Origin of the sequence: Pseudoalteromonas sp. NZS11_1, assembly GCF_015864275.1 — a bacterium.
In the GTDB taxonomy this organism is placed as follows: Bacteria; Pseudomonadota; Gammaproteobacteria; order Enterobacterales; family Alteromonadaceae; genus Pseudoalteromonas; species Pseudoalteromonas arctica.
Map to the genome: position 1 here is coordinate 48,457 of NZ_JADYXK010000004.1, position 22,476 is coordinate 70,932.

Sequence of the window (22,476 nt, forward strand, 5' to 3'; positions counted from 1 at the left end):
AAAGTTATTTACTTAATAACTACATATGAACGAGCTGAATTAGCTGTAAGTAGTGAAGCTACATATATGCTACATGTATTAATAATATTTAGTGTGGGTGTAGCAATATGTATTTTATTTAAATTATAAGTACTTAATATTTAAATAAATTAATTGGTCGGTATGGAGAGATTCGAACTCTCGACCCCTGCCACCCCATGACAGTGCGCTACCAAGCTGCGCCACATACCGATTTGTATGCAATAGTACGTGTATTTTTTTAAAAATCAATAAGCGATTGTTTGTTTGGGTGTTTATTACGCAAGAGACCTAAAAAGACACTCTTGCGGTATATTAATTGGCTAGTCTTTATTTAACCACTTTTTGATCGAGTCATACATCTCATCGCGTATTAATGGCTGAGCTTTTTTGTTAGGGTGTAAACTATCGTTTTGCATTAGCTCAGGTTGACCAGCAACATCGAGCATAAAAAAGTTCATTAAATGCGCATTTGTCTCTTCGCTAACGCGCGAGAAAGTGTCTGTAAACATTTTACTGTAACGCGGGCCGTAATTAGGGGGAATGTAAATCTCCATTAAGGCGGTCATCGCATTAGCTGCTTGGCTTTTTTGAATAAGAGACGTTAAGTTAGTTTGCATTTTTTTGACAGGAAAACCACGTAAACCGTCATTAGCACCTAGCTCAATAAGTACATGAGTGGGTTCGTATTGCTCAAGCAATGTATCTAAACGGCGTAGGGCTCCACCAGATGTTTCGCCACTAATACTGGCGTTGATAAGTTCAATGTCGGCTTGTTCGTCATCGTATTTATCTTGTAACAATTTTACCCAGCCTTCTTCTTGTTGAAGTCCGTAGGCTGCGCTTAAACTGTCACCGAGTATTAAAATCGTGTTGTCGGCTGCTGCGCTCAGCGGTTTGATAACTAAAAATAAAATGAATACTAAACGAAGGATTGAATGAGTCATATGTCAGCGCTTTCTCAATTAAATATAATTCAGGTTAATGGTTTGTCTAAAGTAGTCTCTACCTTTGAAGGTGAGCTGCCCATCCTCAGCGACATCAGCTTTAATGTCAAGCATGGCGAGTCTGTTGCTATTGTTGGTACGTCGGGCTCTGGTAAATCAACGTTACTCAGTTTATTAGCAGGGCTGGATACCGCAAGCAGCGGCGAAATATTTTTAGATGGCGAGCCATTACACAATTTAGATGAAGAAGAGCGTGCTGCACTGCGCGCGGCTAAAATTGGATTTGTGTTTCAATCGTTCATGTTAGTACAAAGCTTAACTGCACTAGAAAACGTTATGCTACCAGCAGAACTTGCTGGCGAAAGTGATGCAAAAGAGCAAGCAATTGCTTTGCTTGAAAAAGTAGGCTTGAGCCATCGAATTGATCATTACCCGTCGCAACTCTCTGGCGGTGAACAGCAACGTGTTGCTATTGCGCGAGCATTTATTGGTACGCCTAAAATATTGTTTGCTGATGAGCCTTCGGCTAATTTAGACAGCAAAAACGGTAAAATGATTGAGTCGTTATTATTTGATTTAAACACGCAACACGGCACTACGCTTATTTTGGTGACTCACGATGAAGGGCTTGCACAAAAATGTGAGCACATTATTCAAATAGAAGCGGGCTTACTGGTAAAAAGCCAAGTAGAGGACGTTGCTAATGTGGGTTAAGTTAGCGCTTAAGTTATTTTCGCGAGAATTTCGCCGTGGTGAGCTAACAGTTATAAGCGCAGCTATCGCCCTTGCTGTTTTAACCGTGCTTACACTGTCTATGGTTACTGAGCGAATAGGGCAAAGTATTGCGCAAAAAAGCAGTGCTTTTATTGCAGCAGACCGTGTACTTGCAAGCGATCATGTTCTCGACACTGCTTTTATTACTAAAGCACAGAGCCAAAATTTAAAAACGGCGCAAATGGTGTACTTCGACACTATGTTGTTTGCCGATGATGAAATGCAGTTTAGCTCAGTAAAAGCGGCATCTAATGCGTACCCGTTAAAAGGGCAGTTAAAAGTTAAAGATACCTTAACAGGTGAAACTAAGGTTGCTAATAGCGGACCAACGCCTGGTAATGTGTGGCTAAGTGAATCAGTATTTTACAGTTTAAATATTGATATAGGCGCGCAAGTAGAGCTTGGCGCTGCATTATTTAATGTTTCAAAAGTTATTGTAGAAGAGCCTGACGCGCCATTTAATGTATTTTCGAGCAGCCGTCGTGTGCTTATTAATATTGACGATGTGGCAAAAACCGAAGTTGTGCAGCCAGGTAGTCGTGTTTATTATCGCCAACTTTATGCAGGTAGTGAGGCCGATATAAATAGCTTTTACGAGTGGCTTAAACCACAAATGAAAGAAAACCAACAATGGTACGGCGTTAAAGACCGTCAATCACCTATTTCAAATAGTTTAAACCGTGCAGAGAGCTTTTTATTACTTGCCGGCCTATTAGGTATTATTTTAGCCGCAGTGGCTATAGCCGTTTCAGCAAAACGTTATTGTGAACGCCAATACGATCCAGTAGCGATGATGAAAACGCTAGGCGGTAGCCGCTCAATGATCCGCAAAATATACATGCTCCATTTATTGCTTGTATGTGCAATGGCGGTAAGTATTGGGCTGTTAATTGGTTATGGCTTGCAAGAAATAGCAACAAGTTACTTATCAAAAAGTATGGGCACAGAGCTACCTTTAGGTGGCTTTAAACCTTGGCTGGTGGCTATAAGCACTGGCGTAATTTGTGCCGTTATGTTTTCTATTAAACCGTTATTTGATTTATTTGATATTCCACCGCTTAGAGTGCTGCGCCGTAACTTAGGTGACAAATTGGCAGTTAGTCGTGTGCATTTAGGAATGAGTGCGCTAACCGTGTTTTTATTAATGTGGTTATTCAGTAACAACATAAAAATAACGCTTATTTTGTTTATATCAACACTTGCGCTAATTGGTGTGTTGTTTTTGATATCTAAATTAATATTTGGTGGCGGTCGAAAATTAGGGCTTAAGCCAGGTAACAGTTGGTCGCTTGCAATTGCATCTATTCAAAAGCGTGCAAATGTGAACGCGGTACAGTTAATTAGTTTTTCATTAGCGATTAAATTACTGCTGTTTTTAGTGGTACTTAAAAACGACATGATATCTGATTGGCAATCGCAACTTCCTGCCGATGCGCCTAATGCGTTTTTAGTTAATATTACGCAAAATGAGCTTGAGCCAATTAATGAGTATTTAGCTCAAAAAGATATTCAGGTATCAGAGTTTTATCCCACTATTCGTGGACGCGTAAATGCGGTAAACGGCGAGTTGGTAGCACGTTCTGTATCGCTGCAAGACAACGAGAAAAAAGACGAAGAAGCACGTGCAGGTATTGGCCGCGAGCTAAACCTTACATGGCTTAAAGATGTGCCTGACCAAAATGAAGTAACACAAGGCACGTGGTTTGGTGAAAATGCGATGGCTGAAGCCTCAGTAGAGGAGTCGATGCTTGAGCGTTTAGATGTTGAGATAGGCGATACGCTTACATTTTTAATTGGTTCGCAATCGTTCGACGCTAAAATTACCAGTGTGCGCAAAGTTAATTGGGCCACGCTTAAACCTAACTTTTTTATTATTTTAAGCCCAGATGTACTTGCAGATTTTCCGGCGACGTATATTTCGTCGGTACGTATAAACCCAGATCAAAAGCGTGACTTTAGCCAGTTATTGCGTACTTACCCTACTATTACAGCGATTGATATTGACAACTTTGTTAAGCAAATACAAACAACTATTTCGCAAGTATCACTCGCCATTGGCTTTGTACTTGCCATTGTTGTGCTGTGTGGCGCGCTTGTACTTATATCGCAAGTGCAAGCTAGTTTAGGTGAGCGTATGCAAGAAATTGTAATACTGCGAACACTTGGCGCTAAAAGCCGATTGATTAAAAACGCGACCTTGTACGAGTTTTTATTACTCGGCGGTTTAGCTGGCTTAGTGGCTGCATTTTTTAGTGATATAGCGCTTTTAATTGTGCAGCAGCAAATGTTTGATTTAGCAGGTAAGTTACATCCGCATATATGGATTATTGGTCCGGTAGCTGGCGGTGTATTTGTGGCTGGTTTAGGCTATTTAATGATTGCCCGAACACTTAAACAAAACACCCAAGGATTAGTGCGTGCCCTAGGGTAAGTTTAAACTAACACGCTCCTGCAAATGCCCACCTAATACGTGGGCATTTTTGTTTTTCTTTGTACTGGTAATTTATACAGTGCTCTGGCATTATTAGCGTAATTTAAAAATAATAACAATGGAGCGCTGTTTGGCCATCATTTTAGGGATCGATCCTGGTTCACGTTTGACCGGATATGGCGTTGTTGCCCACCAAGGTTCTAAATTTACATACTTAGGCAGTGGTTGTATTAAGTTAGCCGATCATCCTTTTCCGGTTAGGCTTAAAATGATCTATCAAGGCATTACACAGCTTATTGAGCAGTTTTCGCCAGAAACCTTTGCCATTGAAAAAGTATTTATGGCGCATAACCCCGATTCAGCTTTAAAGCTTGGCCAAGCTAGAGGCGCGGCGATTGTTGGCGCTGCAATGGCCGACTTACCCGTATTTGAATATTCAGCTAGGCAAATTAAGCAAGCAGTAGTAGGTAACGGTGGCGCTGATAAAACACAAGTGCAGCACATGGTAAAAAATATTTTAAAACTACCCGGTACGCCACAGGCCGATGCAGCTGATGCACTTGCTATTGCGATTTGCCACGCTCACTCAGAACAAAATTTAATTAAACTAGCGGGTAGCGCAAGCAAAACCGTTAGAGGACGTTTAAGGAAATAACTATGATAGGCCGCTTAAATGGTATTTTAGTCGAAAAACAGCCACCAGAAATATTACTCGAAGTAAGTGGTGTCGGTTACGAAGTACAAATGCCAATGACCTGTTTTTACGATTTACCAAAAATTGGTGAAAACGCGATTGTTTACACCCACTTTGTAGTGCGTGAAGATGCTCAATTATTATTTGGTTTTAATAATAAAGTTGAACGCGCCTTGTTTAGAGAGCTATTAAAAGCAAATGGCGTTGGTCCAAAACTTGGCTTAGCTATTTTATCGGGCATGTCGGCAAAGCAATTTGTAAGCTGTGTAAATAACGAAGACTCAACGTCGCTTGTTAAATTACCGGGTGTAGGTAAAAAAACAGCCGAGCGTTTAGTACTCGAAATGAAAGACAGATTAAAAGATTGGGGTAATGATTTATTTACGCCATTTAGTGACAGCGCGGTAATAGAGCCGATGAGCGATGCGACAATTGCTAATAATGCAGCCGATGATGCCGTATCGGCATTGGTTGCGTTAGGTTATAAATTGCCACAAGCGCAAAAAGCAGTAAAATCGATAAGCAAGCCCGATATGTCTACTGAGGTTCTTATTAGAGAATCTTTAAAATCAATGTTGTGAGTAACCCATGATTGAAGCGGATCGCTTAATTGATGCGACTGAAAAAACAAATGAAGACTCTATAGATCGTGCAATAAGACCAAAACTTTTAGCCGACTACAGAGGCCAGCCTCATGTTAAGCAGCAAATGGAAATTTTTATTGAAGCTGCCCGAACCCGTGGTGAAGCGCTCGATCATTTATTAATATTTGGCCCACCAGGGCTTGGTAAAACCACGCTTGCAAATATTGTAGCCAACGAATTACACGTAAGTATTAAAACAACATCCGGCCCTGTACTTGAAAAAGCAGGCGATTTAGCTGCGTTACTTACTAATTTAGAAGAAGGCGATGTACTGTTTATTGATGAAATACACAGGCTAAGCCCGCAAGTTGAAGAAATACTGTATCCAGCAATGGAAGACTACCAGCTTGATATAATGATTGGTGAAGGCCCAGCTGCGCGTTCTATTAAATTAGACTTACCTGCATTTACGCTTATTGGTGCAACCACCCGAGCAGGATCGCTTACATCGCCACTACGTGACCGTTTTGGTATTGTGCAGCGATTAGAGTTTTATTCTGTAGAAGATTTGTCGCACATAGTAGGGCGCTCTGCACATTATCTTGGTTTAGAAATGTGTGACGACGGCGCAACCGAAATTGCACAACGTTCACGTGGTACACCACGTATTGCAAACCGTTTATTACGCCGTGTACGCGATTACACACAGGTAAAATCTGACGGTACAGTAAACGCCGAAGTAGCTAAGCAAGCGCTTGATATGATTGACGTAGATAAAAGTGGTTTTGATTATATGGATCGCAAATATTTACTCGCCATAATTGAAAAATTCATGGGCGGCCCAGTAGGACTCGACAATGTAGCTGCAGCTATTGGTGAAGAGCGTGAAACAATAGAAGATGTAATAGAGCCGTTTTTAATTCAGCAAGGGTTTATTCAGCGTACTCCGCGTGGGCGAATAGTGTCTGACAGTGCATATCATCACTTTGGTTTACTTCCTAAAAAAGACTAGCCTCATCATATACATTACTTGCTGTGCTTTATTGCGCAGCAGGTAATTGACTTAGTATCCCTTTCTTTCAAATATTTATACGGCTGGTATTTTACCCAAAATCTCAGCACACTGTTGCAAATGTTATTTCAAAATACTTATACGCTTTATAGTTAACTGTTAATTCACAGGGCGTTAAGACTCGCGAAGCTATCCTGCGTACCATTCAAACTAGTAACCGAATTACTTATTGTAAAATAGGTAGGGCAATTATTAGTTTATAAATAAAGTATGTAGCGCACCAAATTGCAGGCAAAAAAAAGCCCGCAAAAAATGCGGGCAAACAACAAGTTGAAGGAAGTAATCCAGGGAACTACGTTTTACTGAATTTGGTTTTATCCAGAAAGAGTAAAACAATGTAATACGATAAAATATCCTATTACTAAGAACTTGGCTTAATGAAACTATCTCATTCAGTGCGCTAGTTCGGTATGGGAGAATAATACGTAAGATCACCTTTTTATTCAAACTAGAAAATTTGTATTTTCAGATTAGAAAAACTAATTCGGTGAATTTTATTGTTGTTTGAATCTTGCGCGTTAATTAATCGTTAAATTTATAAGTTAATGAAATTTCTAGCTTAAGTAATTTCTTTTGATGTGGCTCGGTATTAGTTTTACTGTTATGTGAAGGTGAGGCTTATAGGTTTTGAGTGTTTATGCTCTTATTTTGAATAAACGGCGCATTTTATGACGTTTTACTTATATATTTACGCATATTTATAGTTAGCGAGTTTATTTAAAAGATTAAATAAAATACTGAGGCAAAGGAAAATGCCAACTAAAGCTGTTTTTTAACGTTTTTTGTTGCCTATTCATAGCAATACCGTTGTCAGCTTGAAATGGACTAGATACACTAGATGCAACTTTTGACCGTATAAACGGTCATATTTACACAAATTAACCAATTTGCCGTATTTTGAAATTACTTAGGAGTTTAACGTGGGATCAGGGCTTAATTTTTTAGACCTAATTTTAGAAGCAAGCTTGCTTGTTCAGTTAGTGATGTTAGGGCTAGTTGCCATGTCTGTAATGTCGTGGACAATTATATTTCAGCGTAAAAAAGCAATATCAGATGCACTATCAAATGCTAAGAAATTTGAGCAAAAATTTTGGTCTGGTATTGATCTAAGTAAATTGTATAACGAAATATCGTCACGCAGCGGTCAGTCTCAAGGTATTGAAGCTTTATTTACTTCAGGCTTTAAAGAATTTGCTCGTCATAAAAAGAATACATTTCAAAGTGCGAGTATTGTTATGGAAGGGACGCATCGTTCTATGCGTGTTGCGCTTTCTCGTGAAATTGAAAAAATTGAATCTAGCTTATCGTTTTTAGCAACGGTAGGTTCTATTAGTCCGTACATCGGTTTGTTTGGTACAGTGTGGGGTATTATGAATGCCTTTATTGCACTAGGTGAAGTTAAGCAAGCTACATTACAAATGGTAGCACCCGGTATAGCAGAGGCACTTATTGCGACTGCTATGGGTTTATTCGCGGCAATTCCGGCTGTTATTGCTTATAACCGCTTTTCAAACAGTGTTGAAAAGCTTGAGTCTCACTATATTAACTTTATGGAAGAGTTTGCTAATATTTTACACCGTCAAGCAGCTACACAAATAGAGGCACAAGCGAATGTATCAGCGTAAAAAGCGCCGTCCGGTCGCAGAAATTAATGTAGTACCTTACATTGATGTAATGTTGGTATTACTTATTATATTTATGGCAACAGCACCGCTTATTACACACGGTGTAAAAGTTGATTTACCTAAAATGGAAGAGTCTGATTTAGTTGATACTAAAGATACTCCTCCCATTATTGCTTCAATTGATGCAGAGGGTAAATATTATGTAAGCGTAGGTACTGATCCTGAAGAGCCTATGGAAGCACTTGATGTTGCTGCGGTTATAAAATTACAGTTAATGAAAAACCCTGACGTGCCAGTCATGATTAAAGGCTCGGGTAAGGTGTCGTATCAAGAAGTATTATTACTAATGGATTTTTTGAAAAATGCAGGCGTACCATCAGTAGGATTAATGACTGAATCCTTTGAGGGGAAGTAGCTGTATGAATAGTTCAGTAGTAAAATCGATAGTACTTCATTTAGGAATTGGTGGTTTTTTGTATGCGTCTGCAAACATTCATCCGCCAGCACCTAGAGTAATGGAAGTAACGCTTAATTCGGCTATACCTACGCCAGATAAAGCAGTATCAGCCGTTACAGTTGATCAAAAACAAGTTGAGCAAAAAATTGCTGAACTTCAAAAGAAAGAAAAAGATAAAAAAAGTGCTGAAGACAAACGTATCCGCGATTTAGAACGCAGAGCGGCCAATGCACGTAAGCAACGCGAATCTGAATCTAGGCATATTAAAAAGCTAGAGCAAGAACGTAAAGCTAAAGAAAAAGAAACAGCCGAGGCGCAAGCACAAGCTAAAAAAGCACGTGCCATTGAGCAAAAAGAGCGCGCTAAAGCTAAGCAAGCCGAAAAGCAAAAGCAAGAAGCTGAAAGCGCAGCAAAAGCTGCTGCTGATAAGCGTAAAACCGAAGAAGACGCACTTAAAAAAGCAGAAGCTGAACGTAAAAAACGTGAAGAAGAAGCAAAAGAGCGTGCAGCCGAGGCAGAACGTAAACGCCAGCAAGCAATGCAAGAGCAAATGTTACAAGAGCAACTTGCCAAAGAGCAGGCTGCCCGTAGTAAAATACGTCAACAACAAGTGGTAAGCGAAGTTGATAAGTACCGTGCATTAATTATGGCGCGTATTCAGCAAAACTTATTGATTGATGAAAAAATGAAAAACCAACAGTGCCGAGTAAATATTCGTTTAGGTTTTAATGGTTTAGTAACGCAAGTTAAATCATTAGGTGGCGATAAGTTGGTATGTGAAGCTGCATTAAGAGCAGTGCGCATGGCCGACACATTACCGGTATCTAAAGATAAAGACGTATTCGAACAACTTAAGAATATTAATTTAACAATCAAGCCAGAATTTTAAAGGAATGATATGTTCAACAAAATAAAAATAGCCTGTTTAGTTTTACTGTTTGGGTTTGTGGGTGTTGCTAATGCAGCACTTGAAATTGTAATAACTGAGGGTGTAGACGGTGCAAGGCCCATTGCTATAGTACCTTTTAAGTATCAAGGTGTTGGCCCGATCCCTGAAAAATTAAGCAGTGTTATTGCTGCCGATTTAATGCGCAGTGGTAAATTTAAACCTGTAGATGTAGCGCAGATGCCACAACAGCCAACCAAAGATAGCGAAATTGATTACGCATCTTGGGTTAATAAAGGTGTGGAAGCGATATTAGTGGGCGAAGTTGAGCAGCAAACTGATGGGCGTTACTTAGTGCGTTATGAGTTAGTTGACGTGATCCGCGGCCAAATTACCGGTGGCAACACACAAATGATGAGTAATGGTAAGCTAGTTAAAAGCCAAGATCATATTTTGGAAGCGCGTGAAAGTGTTATTGGTGAAAGTGGTTTTCGCCGTTACTCTCATCGAATCAGTGACGTTATTTATGAAAGATTGACTGGTGAAAAAGGCGCATTTTTAACTAAAATTGCCTATGTAATAGTACGTGATAATGACCCTAAGCCTTATCAGTTAGTTGTTGCAGATTATGACGGATTTAATGAGCAAGTATTACTTCGCTCAAAAGAGCCTTTAATGTCGCCAGCGTGGTCACCAGATGGTACTAAGTTAGCGTATGTAACGTTTGAAAACCGTCAAAGCCAAATTTACATTCAAGATATATACACAGGTAAACGCGAAATAATAGCAAGCTACCGTGGTATTAATGGTGCACCGCAGTTTTCGCCAGATGGTAAAAAGCTATTGTTAGTGCTTTCTAAGGACAAAACGGGTGCAACAGAAGTTTACATGCTTGACCTAGCTACACGTAAAGAAACACGCTTAACAAATCACCGTAGCATAGATACTGAGCCATCTTGGCACCCTAATGGTCAAGATATTGTGTTTACATCTGAAAGGGGTGGTAATGCTCAGATTTATAAGTTAAATTTAAAAACAGGTAGGTCACAACGACTCACCTTTGATGGTGATATGAATCTTGCTGGTTCAATAACACCAGATGGAAAAGAATTAGTGATGGTTAACCGTACCAACGGGCAGTACCATCTTGCTAAGAAAGAGCTGGCTACAGGCGCGTTCCAAGTATTAACGAGAACACGCCTAGATGAATCACCGAGCATAGCGCCAAATGGTTCGATGATTATATATAGCACGCTTCATAATAATAAACAGGTACTTGCGCTAGTATCGATGGACGGCCGCTTTAAGGCACGGTTACCTGTGCTAGACGGACAAGTAAAGGCACCAGCTTGGTCGCCATACTTACAGTAATATTACTGGTTTACTCAAAATAGGAATCTACTCAATGCAACTTAACAAAATACTTAAAGGCCTGCTAATTGCTGTGCCAGTAATGACATTAGCAGCTTGTAGCTCATCTTCAGATATTGATGAAGGTGCTGCAAACCAATCAAATCAAGGCGTTGTTGAGCAATCAACTAACACTGATACAGTTGAAGTAGCTACAATCTCTCCTGAGCAACAAGCAGAAGAGCAACTTCGTCAAAAGTACGAAGCACTTCGTCAAGAGCAAGTAATCTACTTTGATTTTGATACTGCGACAGTTGAAAGCAAGTACGCAGACTTACTTCGTGCACATGCTGAGTTTTTAGTTCAAAACTCATCAGTTAAAGTACTAATTGAAGGCCATGCAGATGAGCGCGGTACTCCAGAGTACAATATTGCACTAGGTGAGCACCGTGGCCAAGCAGTTGAAAAATACTTATTAAGCTTAGGTGTTTCAGCTAGCCAAATGTCAGTGGTAAGCTACGGTGAAGAGAAGCCAATGGTTAAGTCTCGCACTGAATCAGCTTTCGCTAAAAACCGCCGTGCGGTACTAGTTTACTAAGATAAGAGATATTATGAAGCCGAAAATTATTTTGGCAGCCATGATATTGAGCGGGAGCACCCAGTTAATGGCTGCTCCCGCTCCTGTTTCAGAAGCTGCGAGTTCACAATCAAGTATTGAGAAGCGATTAGCGTCGCTTGAGAATATGATGCAACAGCGTAACTTTTTGCAAGTTGAGTTACAGCAACAGCTTAACTTGTTACAAGACGAAGTAAGCCAAATTCGAGGTGTAACCGAAGAGCAAAGCTACAAGCTTGAAAAAGTACTGCAGCGTCAGCGTGAGTTGTATCAAGAAATTGAAAACCGCGTGAGCCAGGCTTATACACAGCCAGCAGCAGCTCCCGCAACTGATTACACGCAACAAAGCAATGCACAGACCTATAGCAGTGACTTATCTGAAAACGAAGCCTATGAGCGCGCTGTTGCGTTAATAATGAAAGATAAACGCTATGACCAAGCGATTCCTGAATTTCAAACGTTTTTAACTACCTACCCAAACTCTGTCTATGCGTCTAATGCGCATTATTGGTTAGGGCAGTTGCTTACTATTAAAAATGATGGTGTAAAAGCAGTAGAGCACTTTAAAGTCGTTGTGAACGAATTTCCAAATTCTAATAAACGTCCAGATGCAATGCTAAAGTTAGGCACACTTTTACAAGATCAAGGTTCAGCGGCGCAAGCACAAAAAATATTGAGCGATCTTATCAATCAATACCCAAGTACAACCGCTGCAAAACTAGCAACTGATCGTTTAGGAAACTAAAGTTCACTAGCGATTAAATTTCTAGTTAGGGCGAGCAAACTACATGGAAACTCTCGAATAATCTTGGATTTGCATGTAGTTTGAGCACAAACGGTTTAATTTTGTGCATCTAGACATAAAAACTTAAAAAAAGAGACAATTTCGGTTGCACTCATTTTATAAATAAGTATTATAAGCGCCCGCAGCAAACGAATGGTTACCCCACTCGAAATGCGACAAAAAGAGCGGGTTATTAGCTCAGTTGGTAGAGCAGTTGACTTTTAATCAATTGGTCGATGGTTCAAATCCATCATAACCCACCATTCTTTGAATGGTCTTTTATCGGCGGATTTACGTAGAATACTAAGTTGTTATAAAACGCAACGTCAGAGCGGGTCATTAGCTCAGTTGGTAGAGCAGTTGACTTTTAATCAATTGGTCGATGGTTCAAATCCATCATGACCCACCATTCTTTATTCCTTGTGAATAGTGTGTGGCATCAATCGGCGGATTTACGCAGGCTTTAACTTAGAAATAAGTTAGCAACTGGAACGGGTTATTAGCTCAGTTGGTAGAGCAGTTGACTTTTAATCAATTGGTCGATGGTTCAAATCCATCATAACCCACCATTCTTTATTCCTTTGAATAGTGATTGGTTCCAATCGACGGATTTACGTAAAGTAGTAAGTTGCATTTAAACGCAACAATAGAGCGGGTTATTAGCTCAGTTGGTAGAGCAGTTGACTTTTAATCAATTGGTCGATGGTTCAAATCCATCATAACCCACCATTCTTTATTCCTTGTGAATAGTGTTTGGCATCAATCGGCGGATTTACGTAAGCTTCATTCATAATTGAATAAGTGCATAGAGCGGGTTATTAGCTCAGTTGGTAGAGCAGTTGACTTTTAATCAATTGGTCGATGGTTCAAATCCATCATAACCCACCATTCTATGAAAAGTTATATAAGAGCGGGTCATTAGCTCAGTTGGTAGAGCAGTTGACTTTTAATCAATTGGTCGATGGTTCAAATCCATCATGACCCACCATTCTTTATTCTTATGAATAGTGTTTGGTATCAATCGGCGGATTTACGTAAGCTTCATTCATAATTGAATAAGCGCATAGATTGGGTTATTAGCTCAGTTGGTAGAGCAGTTGACTTTTAATCAATTGGTCGATGGTTCAAATCCATCATAACCCACCATTCTATGAAAGTTTTAATCGGCGGATTTACGCAGCTTTTTACAAAGCAGATTTATATTAGAGCGGGTCATTAGCTCAGTTGGTAGAGCAGTTGACTTTTAATCAATTGGTCGATGGTTCAAATCCATCATGACCCACCACTCTCTAATACTTTCCTTTATATTCTTTTTTAAATTCCCATTCTATTTTTTATAAACAGCTTTACTAGTTTGCTGTTATTTGTGTTTATATTCTCGTATAATTCGCCCTAATTAATGCACTGTAGATAAGTGGTCGAGAACATGAGTCTAGCTCAAACTATTATGCCTGAAGGTTATATTTTCCCCCCTAAGCCAGCACCGTTAACAAATGACGAGCAAGGCGAATATAAAGCGCGTATAAAACAATTACTAAAAGATAAAAATGCAGTACTTGTTGCACATTATTATACCGATCCTGAAATTCAAGCACTTGCTGAAGAAACTGGCGGCTGCGTTGCCGATTCGCTAGAAATGGCGCGTTTTGGTGCACGTCACGATGCAGATATGATCATCGTCGCGGGCGTGAAATTTATGGGCGAAACAGCCAAAATTTTAACGCCAAATAAAACGGTTGTTATGCCAACGCTTGAAGCGACGTGTTCGCTAGATATTGGTTGCCCGATAGACGAGTTCTCAGCGTTTTGTGATGAGCACCCTGACCGTAAAGTGGTTGTGTATGCAAACACCTCTACCGCAGTTAAGGCGCGTGCAGATTGGATTGTAACCTCATCATGTGCACTTGAAATAGTAGAGCACCTTGATGAGCAAGGCGAAAAAATCATTTGGGGCCCAGATAAGCACCTTGGTAGTTATATTCAAAAAAATACCGGTGCTGATATGCTTATGTGGAATGGCGCATGTATTGTACATGACGAATTTAAAACTAAAGCCCTAAAAGATATGAAGGCGCTACACCCAGATGCAGGCGTATTAGTTCATCCTGAGTCACCAGCAGAAATTGTTGCACTTGCCGATTCGGTTGGATCTACGAGCCAATTAATTAAAGCTGCGCAAACAATGGACAATAAAAAGTTTATTGTAGCAACCGATCGCGGCATCTTTTATAAAATGCAGCAACTATGTCCAGATAAAGAGTTTTTTGCGGCTCCAACGGCAGGTGAGGGCGCTTCATGTAAAAGTTGCGCACATTGCCCTTGGATGGCAATGAATGGCTTAAAAGCGATTGAGGAAGCCCTCATAAGCCCTAAAGGTAAAGAAGTATTCGTTGATATGGATTTACGCGAAGGCGCACTTAAGTCGCTTAATCGCATGCTTGAATTTACTGCGAGCATGGCTAAGTAATTTTAAAAGTATAAATTAAAACGGTTAGGTCTTAGATTTAGCCGTTTTTTGTGCCTATAGATAAGCTATTGCTTGATAAGTAAGCATTTAAAGGCTCATATTTAAAAATGCCTTGCACCTTAAGGGTCTATTTCATACTATAGCGCGCTGTTGCATTACACAATTGCAGCACTGTGGAGGGATGGCTGAGTGGCTGAAGGCGCACGCCTGGAAAGTGTGTTTAGGTTTATCCCTAACGAGGGTTCGAATCCCTCTCCCTCCACCATTATTCTTAGAGCCCAGTTACTAATATCGAAAGGTATTAGTAACTGGGTTTTTTAATGCCTTCGCAATGACTAACTATTAACTAAATAGAGTGTTGATAACATGCCGACAAGCTCATGTTTTTCAATTGGCTTTGAAACGTAACCATCAAATAACTGCCTGTATATTTCTTTTTGCTCTGTAAAAACATTAGCAGTTAACGCGATAACAATTTGTTCGTTATTAAGCGCCTTAATTTTTTTACATGCCTGAAGACCATCCATTTTAGGCATTTGAATGTCCATAAAAATAATGTCTGGCTTGTGTGACTCGTATAATGAGATTGCTTCTAAACCATTGTTGGCAATAATAATGGTGGCTTTTGTAGGCTCAAGCATCGCAGATGCAACAAGCTGATTTATTTTATTATCTTCAGCTAATAAAATAGTTTTTCCAGATAGGTCAGGAAGCTCAACATTTTTTGTTATTAATGTGCTTTCATCAATCTGTGCTTGTTTTAATGGTAAGTACACATAAAACTGACTACCTGAATCTAATTGGCTTGTTACTTTAATTTCGCCACTCATTAAACCTATTAATGATTTAGTAATAGGTAAGCCAAGACCTGTACCGCCATATTCACGCGTAGTTGATTGCTCTGCTTGTTCAAAGCGCTCAAACAATCGCTCTATAGCCTGCTCAGAAATTCCAATTCCGGTGTCTGATATACAACAACATATTTTGTTTTCGTCGGTTAGCTTAAACGTTACTGTAACGCCACCTTGCGACGTAAACTTAATCGCATTAGATATTAGGTTTAAAAATATCTGTCTGAGTCTAACGGGGTCGCCTACCCAATACTTATGCTCAATATTAATTATAAATTTGAGATATATATTTTTATCACTGGCTTGCAGGCCAAGATCAGACTCTAAGTGGTGAATAAGCTCAAAAAGGTCGAATGATTTATATTCTAATGAAAGCTTCCCAGCTTCAATTTTAGAAAAATCGAGGATATCATTAATAATAGTGGTGAGTGAGCGGGTCGAATAAAGTGATTTTTTTAAATACTCTTTTGATTTTTCATTCAATGGCTGTTCTTGCAGTAACTGTAATGTACCTAGTATGCCGTTCATAGGTGTGCGTATTTCGTGACTCATATTTGCTAAAAATTCAGATTTAGCTTGTGATGCCTGTTCAGCTAATTCTTTAGCATGTCCGAGAGCTTGTTCGTGATTAATTTGTTCGGTCAAATCGTATGCTACACCCAAATAGCCAACAATTTCATTTTCGTTATTTAATAAAGAGGTGACACTTATATTAACTTGTATGTGCTCGCCTGTAGAAGAAATGTATGTCCACTGATTGATATCAGGCTCTGTAGAAGTTGCTTTTAAGATAAACACTTCAAAACCAGGGAAAACAGGTTCATTTAACTCTGCACTAAGCTGTTTGGCTTTTTTTATAATTTCTTCTTTTAAATGAAAAATACCCGGGTTTTCAATTCCAATAACGTCTTGCGCTTTATAGCCTAATAACTTTTCAGAGGCGGGATTAAACAAAGTAATTAAGCCATTTATGTCGGTCGCAATAATAGAGTAACTGGCACTGTTTAAAATACTTTGTTGAAGCATACTTATATCGGCAATTTCTTTAGTGCGTAATTTTACTTCTTTTTCTAATTTTAAATTTGTTTGCTGCAGCATATGCTTATTTTGTTTAGCTTTGATAATTCTTCGCTGTGTTCTTTGTGCTCTACGGTAAAAAAACAGCTGAATTATTAAAGTTATAAACATACAAATAAGGGTATAAAAAACACCATTGACAATAGCTTGATATTTACTCGGTAAGTGTAGTGATTCAATAAATGTGTCTGAAGCACTAAGTGTGATTTCCCATGTTCTTCCCATCACTTTAATTACTTTATTTAACTGATAATCAGCCGAGTTGCTTTTAATGCCGTAGCTAAAAAAGTCAGTTTTAACGTTGTTACCTATGTCGCTAATGACTAGCTTATTTTCATCAGCTTGGGAAAGAGAGTCTAAAATATTGTTTATTAATAAAGGGGAGTAAGTCCATCCAATTAATTGCTCTAAACGCTGGATTTTATCAGTTGGAATAATAATATTTTTATAAACTGGTAGTAAAATTAAAAAGCCTTGTTGCGATTTGTTATCCGCTTGGATTAACGTAATAGGCGCCGATAATTGAACTTGGTTATTAATTGCAGAATTTAATGCTGCTTTTTTACGTGTACTTTCCGATGCAATATCGAGTCCTAGAGCCCGTGAATTACTTTGCTCAGGAAATATATACTGAATAATAAAGTGCTCATCACTTTCGTTAGCTAATTTATTTAGTTTAAATATTTGGTTAGGTCGATCGGATTTTGCAGTTTTTAAGAATTGAGCTAAGTTTTCGGCATTTACTTTTCTTATAAAGCCAATACCATTTGCTCCAGGGAATTCTTGGGCGTAATTGCGACTGTTAGAGTAATTGGAAATTGTTTGGTAGCTTAAATTATTAACGCCAATGCCGTGTATAAATCCTTTTAAACCGTATAGCCCATATTTATATAAGTCGAATCTGCTAGTAACGCCTGTTGAGAGTGAAGAAAGGCGGTTGTTGAGGGCTTCATTTATTTTGTTATTAACAGCATCTTGATGTGCAGCGTGGGCAAAGTAAGTTAATACAATACCACTGATGAAAAAAATAGCATGAGTAAGCACCGAGATTAATAACCTTTTACTAACCGGTCGTCCTGAAAACATTAACTCATCCTTTATTATTAATATACTGACAGTATATCTGTTTTATCATCGAAATAAATATAGCACTTATTATTCAGGATACAACTTTGTTATTAATTAGAATATATATATTTTATAAAGGTTTAGAGTAGATGTAATATAAAAAGTTGATTTTACTCACCAAGATAAGACGAACATGCATATAAATATAATAATTTTTATGTTCTTTGCTACTTTATAGCGAGCAACAAAAGTATTAGATAAAGGTGCTGATTTTTATATTTATCGATTTTTTAGTGAATATTAGGTGCTCAAAAAACAACGGATAGCTTTTAGTTTTTGCTTATAACTTTACTTTGGTAAGTTTAAATAAAGTAAAATTTAACCAATATTATGACGCTTTTAAAGGGAACTATCGCTATAGGTACGAGCGAGCAAGAGACGATGCTCACCTTACTTTTATAATTCATCCGAAACAAAACAAACACTTAATATTTTATAATATGAAAATTAAAACATTAAAAACTTATATTGTTCTATATTTTAGTAGCGTGAAAGAAAACGTGATTACTTAAAATGTAATTACCTTATGACATGTTTACCGTGTAGGTCGAAAAAATACACGCTGCTATGCACTGCACAGTTAAAACTTAAACAAAACAAGGTAACGGAGATAACTATGGCTCACCGAGTATCTAAATTACTTGCGGCAACAGGCGCAGTATTAACATGTATTTCTATTCCTTCGTATGCCGCTCTTAATGGGCTGACAGAACAAGATGAATTTAATATAAAACTTAGATCAATTTATTTTGACCGTGACTACGATAACGACGCAAGTGACGATTCAACTTTTGCTCAAGGTATAGAGCTCAATTACACATCGGGTTATATAAACGATTTAGTGAGTGTGGGTGTATCGACTTACACCGTGATGGATATTAATTCTACGGGTTCAGCCGCAGGTAATATTTTGCCAGCAGGTAATGAGAGCGGTGGAGTTGACGATAGCTTTTCTAAATTTGGACAATATTTTTTATATTTTAAATTGGGCAACAACGGTCACGTTAAAGTAGGTGGGCAAAAAACCAAAAGTATGTTGCTTAAAAGCTCTGGGAGTCGGGCTATTCCTAATACTTTTAGAGGTGTTTTTGGTGATTACAAAATTGGCAACACTAAATTATACGGTTACGTTTACGATAAATGGAGCCGTCGACACGATGATAGATGGGAAGACTTTTCTACCGATCAATCGGCAACAGGCGCCATTAACGTAATTTGGGGCGTAGGTGCTACGCATAAAAAAGACAATCTAATATTAGAGGCTGAATATTTAAATTCTCACAATTATCTAAGTAAAATGGGATTAAAAATCAGTTACGACATTAAACTTGAGCAAAGTAAGTTAACCCTTTCAACTGGCATATTTACCTCACAAGATGATGGTGATTTATTTGTAACAGGCGCAGAGGGCGGCGATTTAGATGATGAAGATGCAACTGGCGCTTTAACAGGTTTAACTAAAAGTGAAAACGATGGATTTGCCTATTACTTAGATGCTGATTGGAAAAAAGATATTTGGAGTGTAGGTGCGGCATTTACTAAAGTAAGTGATGCTTGGATTGAAGATAATTTCAGTGGCGACCATGGTACAAACCCATTTCCAACTCGCTCATTGATTGGTGCCGATTTAACAAATCAAAACGAGGTAACGTGGCAGGCACGTTTTGGTATTGATTTAAAAGCAGTATCGCCAGGTTTAACAACAAAGTTTTACTACACAAGCGGTAGCGATGCTGAAAACTCTGCGCTGGGTAAGTTAGCTGGCACAGCTGACGAAAAATATTGGGCTGTAGATACGCGCTATAAAGTTGAGAAAATAAAAGGCTTAAGTTTGCGCTGGTTATTTGTAGATTATACAACCGAAAAGTTAGGCAGTGTTGATGGTGTTAAAGGCGACAGAGCCGACCACCGAGTTTATGTAGATTACACTATTAAATTTTAAAATGACGTTTAATAAGCCAATGCAAATTATACATTGGTTTTATTTCCTTTTTTAATTACCTTTATGATAAAACTAACAAATAAATAATAAAAATAAAGCTAATATATGTTTTCTCTTCAACAGTGGCAATCACAGGGTCAATTTACTCAAATTAGTGGCCATCAAATTTTTACTAAAACAGCTGGCGATATAAGTAAGCCTGCGCTGCTTTTAATACATGGCTTTCCAAGTGCTAGCTGGGATTGGGAAGGTATGTGGCAAACGCTTAGTGAACATTATTTTGTAATTACGCTCGATATGCTAGGTTTTGGTTTGTCAGATAAACCAATAAACGCTACTTATAAAATTACCGAACAAGCCGACTTATATACTCAATTTTTAAAAACGTTAAATATTAATGACGTACATATTTTAGCTCATGACTATGGCGATACAGTGGCTCAAGAGTTATTAGCAAGGCAAGTACATAATCAAAGTGCCATAACGATCAATAGTGTTTGCTTTTTAAATGGTGGACTGTTTCCAGAAGTGCACAAACCATTATTTATACAAAAGCTTTTACTTTCAAAGCTAGGTTGGATAGTGCCAAAATTAATGAATAAACAAAAATTTGGCAATAATCTACTTACTATTTTTGGTAAGAGTACACCGCCTTCAAAACAAGTGGTAGACACACTTTGGGAGCTGCTAATTTATAAAGATGGCTTAGCCGTAATGCCCAAACTCATTAGTTATATAAAGCAGAGGCAGCAAAACCGAGAACGCTGGGTTGGTGCCATCATAAATAGCAATATACCACTTACGTTTATAGCAGGCGCAGAAGACCCCATCTCTGGTAAGTACATGATTGAGCATTATAAAAAGCTTATTCCCAATGCGCGCGTACAAGAGTTTGTAGAGCTTGGGCATTATCCGCAAGTAGAAAATCCAGATGCAATTACGCAGGCTTATTTGAATTTTAGATATTGCAAATGAAAACGCGGCTACTAAATTAAGTGCCGCGTTTATAAATTTTAGAACTCTGAGTATTTGGTCTCTGAGCCTTAATATTTTTGCTTTGGCGCTTTTAATTGTTTTTCAAACTCATCTGAAAACAATATCGTGCCATCATCTTCCTCTGTAGGGAAGGCAGCAATAAGTAAGTCATCTTCCTCAAGACCCGGTGTCCAGCGACTAAACCAGTCAGCAAGTGGGATTGCTTTAGCGCTGCAGCCAGCCCATTCGCCAGTTGCCCATGCTTCTGCAAATTCACGAGTTGGCCAAACAGGAACACAGTCGTCATCTTCGTTGGCAAGCATAACGCAGCCATCATCATCGTTTAAAATCCATACTTGCTTGAACTGTTGTACGGTTTCGAACATATAGGCTAGGCGTTTTTTTGCTCCAAGTCCTAAAATTACTGCGTGTTCTTCGCTTAAATTTGGCGTTGTCATAATTAGCTCACTCTTAATTACTATTGATATTAATATATCTAAATTATATGCACACAAGTATATCGAGTTATATGACAGAGTGTTGAAAAGTTGCTATTTAATTTCAGCAATGCAGATCTAATTTGTAGATTGATCAGTATAATTTCTCACTAATTTGAGCGATCATTCAAAATAAACTTGAATGTTTGCAAAAAGGCCACATTGTAGTAAGCATATACTTAATGAAGGATTGAAAAATGACAACTGATCTACTTGCTCCGTTTAAATTAAATAACACGATTGAGCTTAAAAACCGCGTACTTATGGCGCCACTAACACGATGCATGGCTGATGATAACTTAGTGCCAACACAAGATATGGTTGAATATTATGCTCGCCGTGCCGAAACCGGTTTAATTATTAGCGAAGCAACTATTATTCGTCCAGACGGACAAGGTTACCCAAATACTCCGGGTTTATTTACCAGCGAGCAAATTCAAGGTTGGAAAAAAGTAACTGACGCTGTGCACGCTAATGGCGGCAAAATGTTTGCACAGCTATGGCATGTTGGCCGTGTTGCACACCCTCACTTTTTTGATGGCGATGTACTTGCTCCATCAGCAATTGGCGTTGAAGGCTCTGTCCCTCGTATGCGTGAGCTTACATACATCACACCAAAAGCAGCCACTACTGATGATATTAAAAGTCTAGTTGCTGATTTCGCAAAAGCTGCTGAAAACGCAATTGAAGCAGGCTTTGATGGGGTAGAGATTCACGGTGCTAACGGTTATTTAGTGGACCAATTTTTACATTACGCTGCAAATACACGCAGCGACGAATACGGCCAAACGCCTGAGAATATGTCGCGTTTTGCACTAGAAGTAACCGATGCGGTTATTGCTGCTGTAGGCACTGATCGTACTGCACTTAGATTAACACCGGGTGCTTACTTTAATATGAGCGAAGATAGCCGCGATAAAGCGGTATTTGACTACTTATTAACAGAACTTGAAAGCAGAGAATTAGCGTACTTACACGGCGGTATTTTTGATGACAGCATGCGCTTTGACTCGCTTGAAGGCAAAAGCATCTCTGAATTTTTACGTGCAGGCTACAAAGGTACATTAGTAGGTGTAGGTAGTTATAGTTTTGAGTCAGCAAAAGAGGCTATTAACGATGCAAAGTTTGACTTAATCGCTATTGGTCGTCCACTTATTGCAAATCCAGATTATATTAGCAAGGTTGCAAACGGTGAAGAGTTAGTACCGTACAGCGATGAAATGCTAGCTGAATTAAAATAACAGCTAATTATTATATTTAGTTATTAAGAAATAGTTATTAAGACACCCGAAGCTAAACCT

At 38.7% G+C, this 22,476-nt stretch carries 18 protein-coding genes and 10 tRNA genes; 24 read left to right on the plus strand and 4 right to left on the minus strand.

From position 1 onward, the window contains the following. Positions 1-154 precede the first annotated feature (154 nt). A tRNA-Pro gene (locus tag I6F44_RS05020) sits at positions 155-231 on the minus strand. 110 nt (positions 232-341) lie between these two features. Continuing rightward, on the minus strand, positions 342-965 hold the full coding sequence (locus I6F44_RS05025) for an arylesterase (protein WP_024590485.1): 624 nt from the start codon (positions 963-965) through the stop codon (positions 342-344). Between I6F44_RS05025 and I6F44_RS05030 the strand changes: the two genes are divergently transcribed. The 21 genes from I6F44_RS05030 to I6F44_RS05130 all read left to right on the plus strand — a co-directional run bounded on the left by I6F44_RS05030 (position 966) and on the right by I6F44_RS05130 (position 14,970). Then, a complete protein-coding gene (locus tag I6F44_RS05030) occupies positions 966-1,679 on the plus strand; it encodes an ABC transporter ATP-binding protein (protein WP_008137049.1) in 714 nt (237 codons plus the stop codon). Beyond that, positions 1,669-4,170 carry an ABC transporter permease gene (locus I6F44_RS05035; RefSeq protein ID WP_024590484.1) on the plus strand — a complete coding sequence of 834 codons (2,502 nt, stop codon included), beginning with the start codon at positions 1,669-1,671 and terminating at the stop codon, positions 4,168-4,170. Before I6F44_RS05030 ends, I6F44_RS05035 begins: the two co-directional genes overlap by 11 nt. Before the next feature lie 130 nt (positions 4,171-4,300). Then, positions 4,301-4,825: a crossover junction endodeoxyribonuclease RuvC gene (ruvC, locus tag I6F44_RS05040; RefSeq protein WP_002960649.1), complete on the plus strand. Its 525-nt coding sequence runs from the start codon at positions 4,301-4,303 to the stop codon at positions 4,823-4,825. A gap of 2 nt (positions 4,826-4,827) precedes the next feature. Further along, positions 4,828-5,445 (plus strand): Holliday junction branch migration protein RuvA, encoded by a 618-nt coding sequence (ruvA, locus tag I6F44_RS05045; protein ID WP_024590483.1) that lies wholly within the window; start codon positions 4,828-4,830, stop codon positions 5,443-5,445. 7 nt (positions 5,446-5,452) lie between these two features. Further along, positions 5,453-6,460: a Holliday junction branch migration DNA helicase RuvB gene (ruvB, locus tag I6F44_RS05050; RefSeq protein ID WP_007580382.1), complete on the plus strand. Its 1,008-nt coding sequence runs from the start codon at positions 5,453-5,455 to the stop codon at positions 6,458-6,460. A gap of 980 nt (positions 6,461-7,440) precedes the next feature. Beyond that, on the plus strand, positions 7,441-8,145 hold the full coding sequence (tolQ, locus tag I6F44_RS05055) for a protein TolQ (RefSeq protein WP_007580384.1): 705 nt from the start codon (positions 7,441-7,443) through the stop codon (positions 8,143-8,145). Beyond that, entirely contained in the window at positions 8,132-8,560 is a 429-nt protein-coding gene (gene tolR / locus I6F44_RS05060) for a protein TolR (protein WP_007580386.1), read from the plus strand. The genes tolQ and tolR overlap by 14 nt, the downstream gene beginning before the upstream one ends. Positions 8,561-8,564: 4 nt before the next feature. Further along, the gene (gene tolA, locus I6F44_RS05065) at positions 8,565-9,491 is read left to right on the plus strand and encodes a cell envelope integrity protein TolA (RefSeq protein WP_024590482.1); all 927 of its coding nucleotides are present in this window, start codon (positions 8,565-8,567) and stop codon (positions 9,489-9,491) included. Positions 9,492-9,500: 9 nt separating this feature from the next. Then, positions 9,501-10,859 carry a Tol-Pal system beta propeller repeat protein TolB gene (tolB, locus tag I6F44_RS05070; RefSeq protein WP_024590481.1) on the plus strand — a complete coding sequence of 453 codons (1,359 nt, stop codon included), beginning with the start codon at positions 9,501-9,503 and terminating at the stop codon, positions 10,857-10,859. Between the two features lie 34 nt (positions 10,860-10,893). After that, complete coding sequence (pal, locus tag I6F44_RS05075; RefSeq protein ID WP_024590480.1) at positions 10,894-11,436, plus strand: peptidoglycan-associated lipoprotein Pal; 543 nt, start codon at positions 10,894-10,896, stop codon at positions 11,434-11,436. A gap of 13 nt (positions 11,437-11,449) precedes the next feature. After that, entirely contained in the window at positions 11,450-12,199 is a 750-nt protein-coding gene (ybgF, locus tag I6F44_RS05080) for a tol-pal system protein YbgF (RefSeq protein ID WP_024590479.1), read from the plus strand. A 226-nt stretch (positions 12,200-12,425) separates the two neighbouring features. Then, a tRNA-Lys gene (locus I6F44_RS05085) sits at positions 12,426-12,501 on the plus strand. Between the two features lie 70 nt (positions 12,502-12,571). Further along, positions 12,572-12,647, plus strand: a tRNA-Lys gene (locus tag I6F44_RS05090). Positions 12,648-12,731: 84 nt separating this feature from the next. Further along, positions 12,732-12,807, plus strand: a tRNA-Lys gene (locus I6F44_RS05095). Positions 12,808-12,891: 84 nt separating this feature from the next. Then, positions 12,892-12,967: transfer RNA gene (locus I6F44_RS05100), tRNA-Lys, on the plus strand. An 83-nt stretch (positions 12,968-13,050) separates the two neighbouring features. Further along, positions 13,051-13,126 (plus strand) — tRNA-Lys (locus I6F44_RS05105). 24 nt (positions 13,127-13,150) lie between these two features. Further along, positions 13,151-13,226, plus strand: a tRNA-Lys gene (locus I6F44_RS05110). 82 nt (positions 13,227-13,308) lie between these two features. Beyond that, positions 13,309-13,384: transfer RNA gene (locus tag I6F44_RS05115), tRNA-Lys, on the plus strand. Positions 13,385-13,447: 63 nt separating this feature from the next. Further along, positions 13,448-13,523: transfer RNA gene (locus tag I6F44_RS05120), tRNA-Lys, on the plus strand. A gap of 141 nt (positions 13,524-13,664) precedes the next feature. Further along, a complete protein-coding gene (gene nadA, locus I6F44_RS05125; protein ID WP_007580396.1) occupies positions 13,665-14,705 on the plus strand; it encodes a quinolinate synthase NadA in 1,041 nt (346 codons plus the stop codon). 175 nt (positions 14,706-14,880) lie between these two features. Continuing rightward, positions 14,881-14,970 (plus strand) — tRNA-Ser (locus I6F44_RS05130). Between the two features lie 70 nt (positions 14,971-15,040). On the opposite strand, the gene I6F44_RS05135 is transcribed toward I6F44_RS05130, so the two are convergent. Continuing rightward, on the minus strand, positions 15,041-17,719 hold the full coding sequence (locus I6F44_RS05135) for a CHASE domain-containing protein (protein WP_197173387.1): 2,679 nt from the start codon (positions 17,717-17,719) through the stop codon (positions 15,041-15,043). A 658-nt stretch (positions 17,720-18,377) separates the two neighbouring features. Here I6F44_RS05135 and I6F44_RS05140 point away from each other — a divergent pair. Both I6F44_RS05140 and I6F44_RS05145 read left to right on the plus strand, forming a co-directional pair. Beyond that, on the plus strand, positions 18,378-19,703 hold the full coding sequence (locus tag I6F44_RS05140) for an OprD family outer membrane porin (RefSeq protein WP_197173388.1): 1,326 nt from the start codon (positions 18,378-18,380) through the stop codon (positions 19,701-19,703). Between the two features lie 105 nt (positions 19,704-19,808). After that, the gene (locus tag I6F44_RS05145; protein ID WP_024590476.1) at positions 19,809-20,678 is read left to right on the plus strand and encodes an alpha/beta fold hydrolase; all 870 of its coding nucleotides are present in this window, start codon (positions 19,809-19,811) and stop codon (positions 20,676-20,678) included. Positions 20,679-20,746: 68 nt separating this feature from the next. On the opposite strand, the gene I6F44_RS05150 is transcribed toward I6F44_RS05145, so the two are convergent. After that, on the minus strand, positions 20,747-21,136 hold the full coding sequence (locus I6F44_RS05150; protein WP_007585609.1) for a DUF2750 domain-containing protein: 390 nt from the start codon (positions 21,134-21,136) through the stop codon (positions 20,747-20,749). A 236-nt stretch (positions 21,137-21,372) separates the two neighbouring features. On the opposite strand from I6F44_RS05150, the gene I6F44_RS05155 reads away from it, so the two are divergent. Next, complete coding sequence (locus I6F44_RS05155) at positions 21,373-22,416, plus strand: alkene reductase (protein ID WP_197173389.1); 1,044 nt, start codon at positions 21,373-21,375, stop codon at positions 22,414-22,416. Positions 22,417-22,476 lie beyond the last annotated feature (60 nt).

What these genes read in the sequence shown, in the direction of transcription:
- nadA (WP_007580396.1), top strand. Translation starts at nt 13,665, where the DNA reads ATGAGTCTAGCTCAAACTATTATGCCTGAAGGTTATATTTTCCCCCCT.
- ruvA (WP_024590483.1), top strand. Translation starts at nt 4,828, where the DNA reads ATGATAGGCCGCTTAAATGGTATTTTAGTCGAAAAACAGCCACCAGAA.
- tolR (WP_007580386.1), top strand. Translation starts at nt 8,132, where the DNA reads ATGTATCAGCGTAAAAAGCGCCGTCCGGTCGCAGAAATTAATGTAGTA.
- pal (WP_024590480.1), top strand. Translation starts at nt 10,894, where the DNA reads ATGCAACTTAACAAAATACTTAAAGGCCTGCTAATTGCTGTGCCAGTA.
- I6F44_RS05150 (WP_007585609.1), bottom strand. Translation starts at nt 21,136, where the DNA reads ATGACAACGCCAAATTTAAGCGAAGAACACGCAGTAATTTTAGGACTT.
- tolB (WP_024590481.1), top strand. Translation starts at nt 9,501, where the DNA reads ATGTTCAACAAAATAAAAATAGCCTGTTTAGTTTTACTGTTTGGGTTT.
- ybgF (WP_024590479.1), top strand. Translation starts at nt 11,450, where the DNA reads ATGAAGCCGAAAATTATTTTGGCAGCCATGATATTGAGCGGGAGCACC.
- I6F44_RS05145 (WP_024590476.1), top strand. Translation starts at nt 19,809, where the DNA reads ATGTTTTCTCTTCAACAGTGGCAATCACAGGGTCAATTTACTCAAATT.
- I6F44_RS05030 (WP_008137049.1), top strand. Translation starts at nt 966, where the DNA reads ATGTCAGCGCTTTCTCAATTAAATATAATTCAGGTTAATGGTTTGTCT.
- I6F44_RS05140 (WP_197173388.1), top strand. Translation starts at nt 18,378, where the DNA reads ATGGCTCACCGAGTATCTAAATTACTTGCGGCAACAGGCGCAGTATTA.
- I6F44_RS05025 (WP_024590485.1), bottom strand. Translation starts at nt 965, where the DNA reads ATGACTCATTCAATCCTTCGTTTAGTATTCATTTTATTTTTAGTTATC.
- ruvB (WP_007580382.1), top strand. Translation starts at nt 5,453, where the DNA reads ATGATTGAAGCGGATCGCTTAATTGATGCGACTGAAAAAACAAATGAA.
- I6F44_RS05155 (WP_197173389.1), top strand. Translation starts at nt 21,373, where the DNA reads ATGACAACTGATCTACTTGCTCCGTTTAAATTAAATAACACGATTGAG.
- I6F44_RS05035 (WP_024590484.1), top strand. Translation starts at nt 1,669, where the DNA reads ATGTGGGTTAAGTTAGCGCTTAAGTTATTTTCGCGAGAATTTCGCCGT.
- I6F44_RS05135 (WP_197173387.1), bottom strand. Translation starts at nt 17,719, where the DNA reads ATGTTTTCAGGACGACCGGTTAGTAAAAGGTTATTAATCTCGGTGCTT.
- tolA (WP_024590482.1), top strand. Translation starts at nt 8,565, where the DNA reads ATGAATAGTTCAGTAGTAAAATCGATAGTACTTCATTTAGGAATTGGT.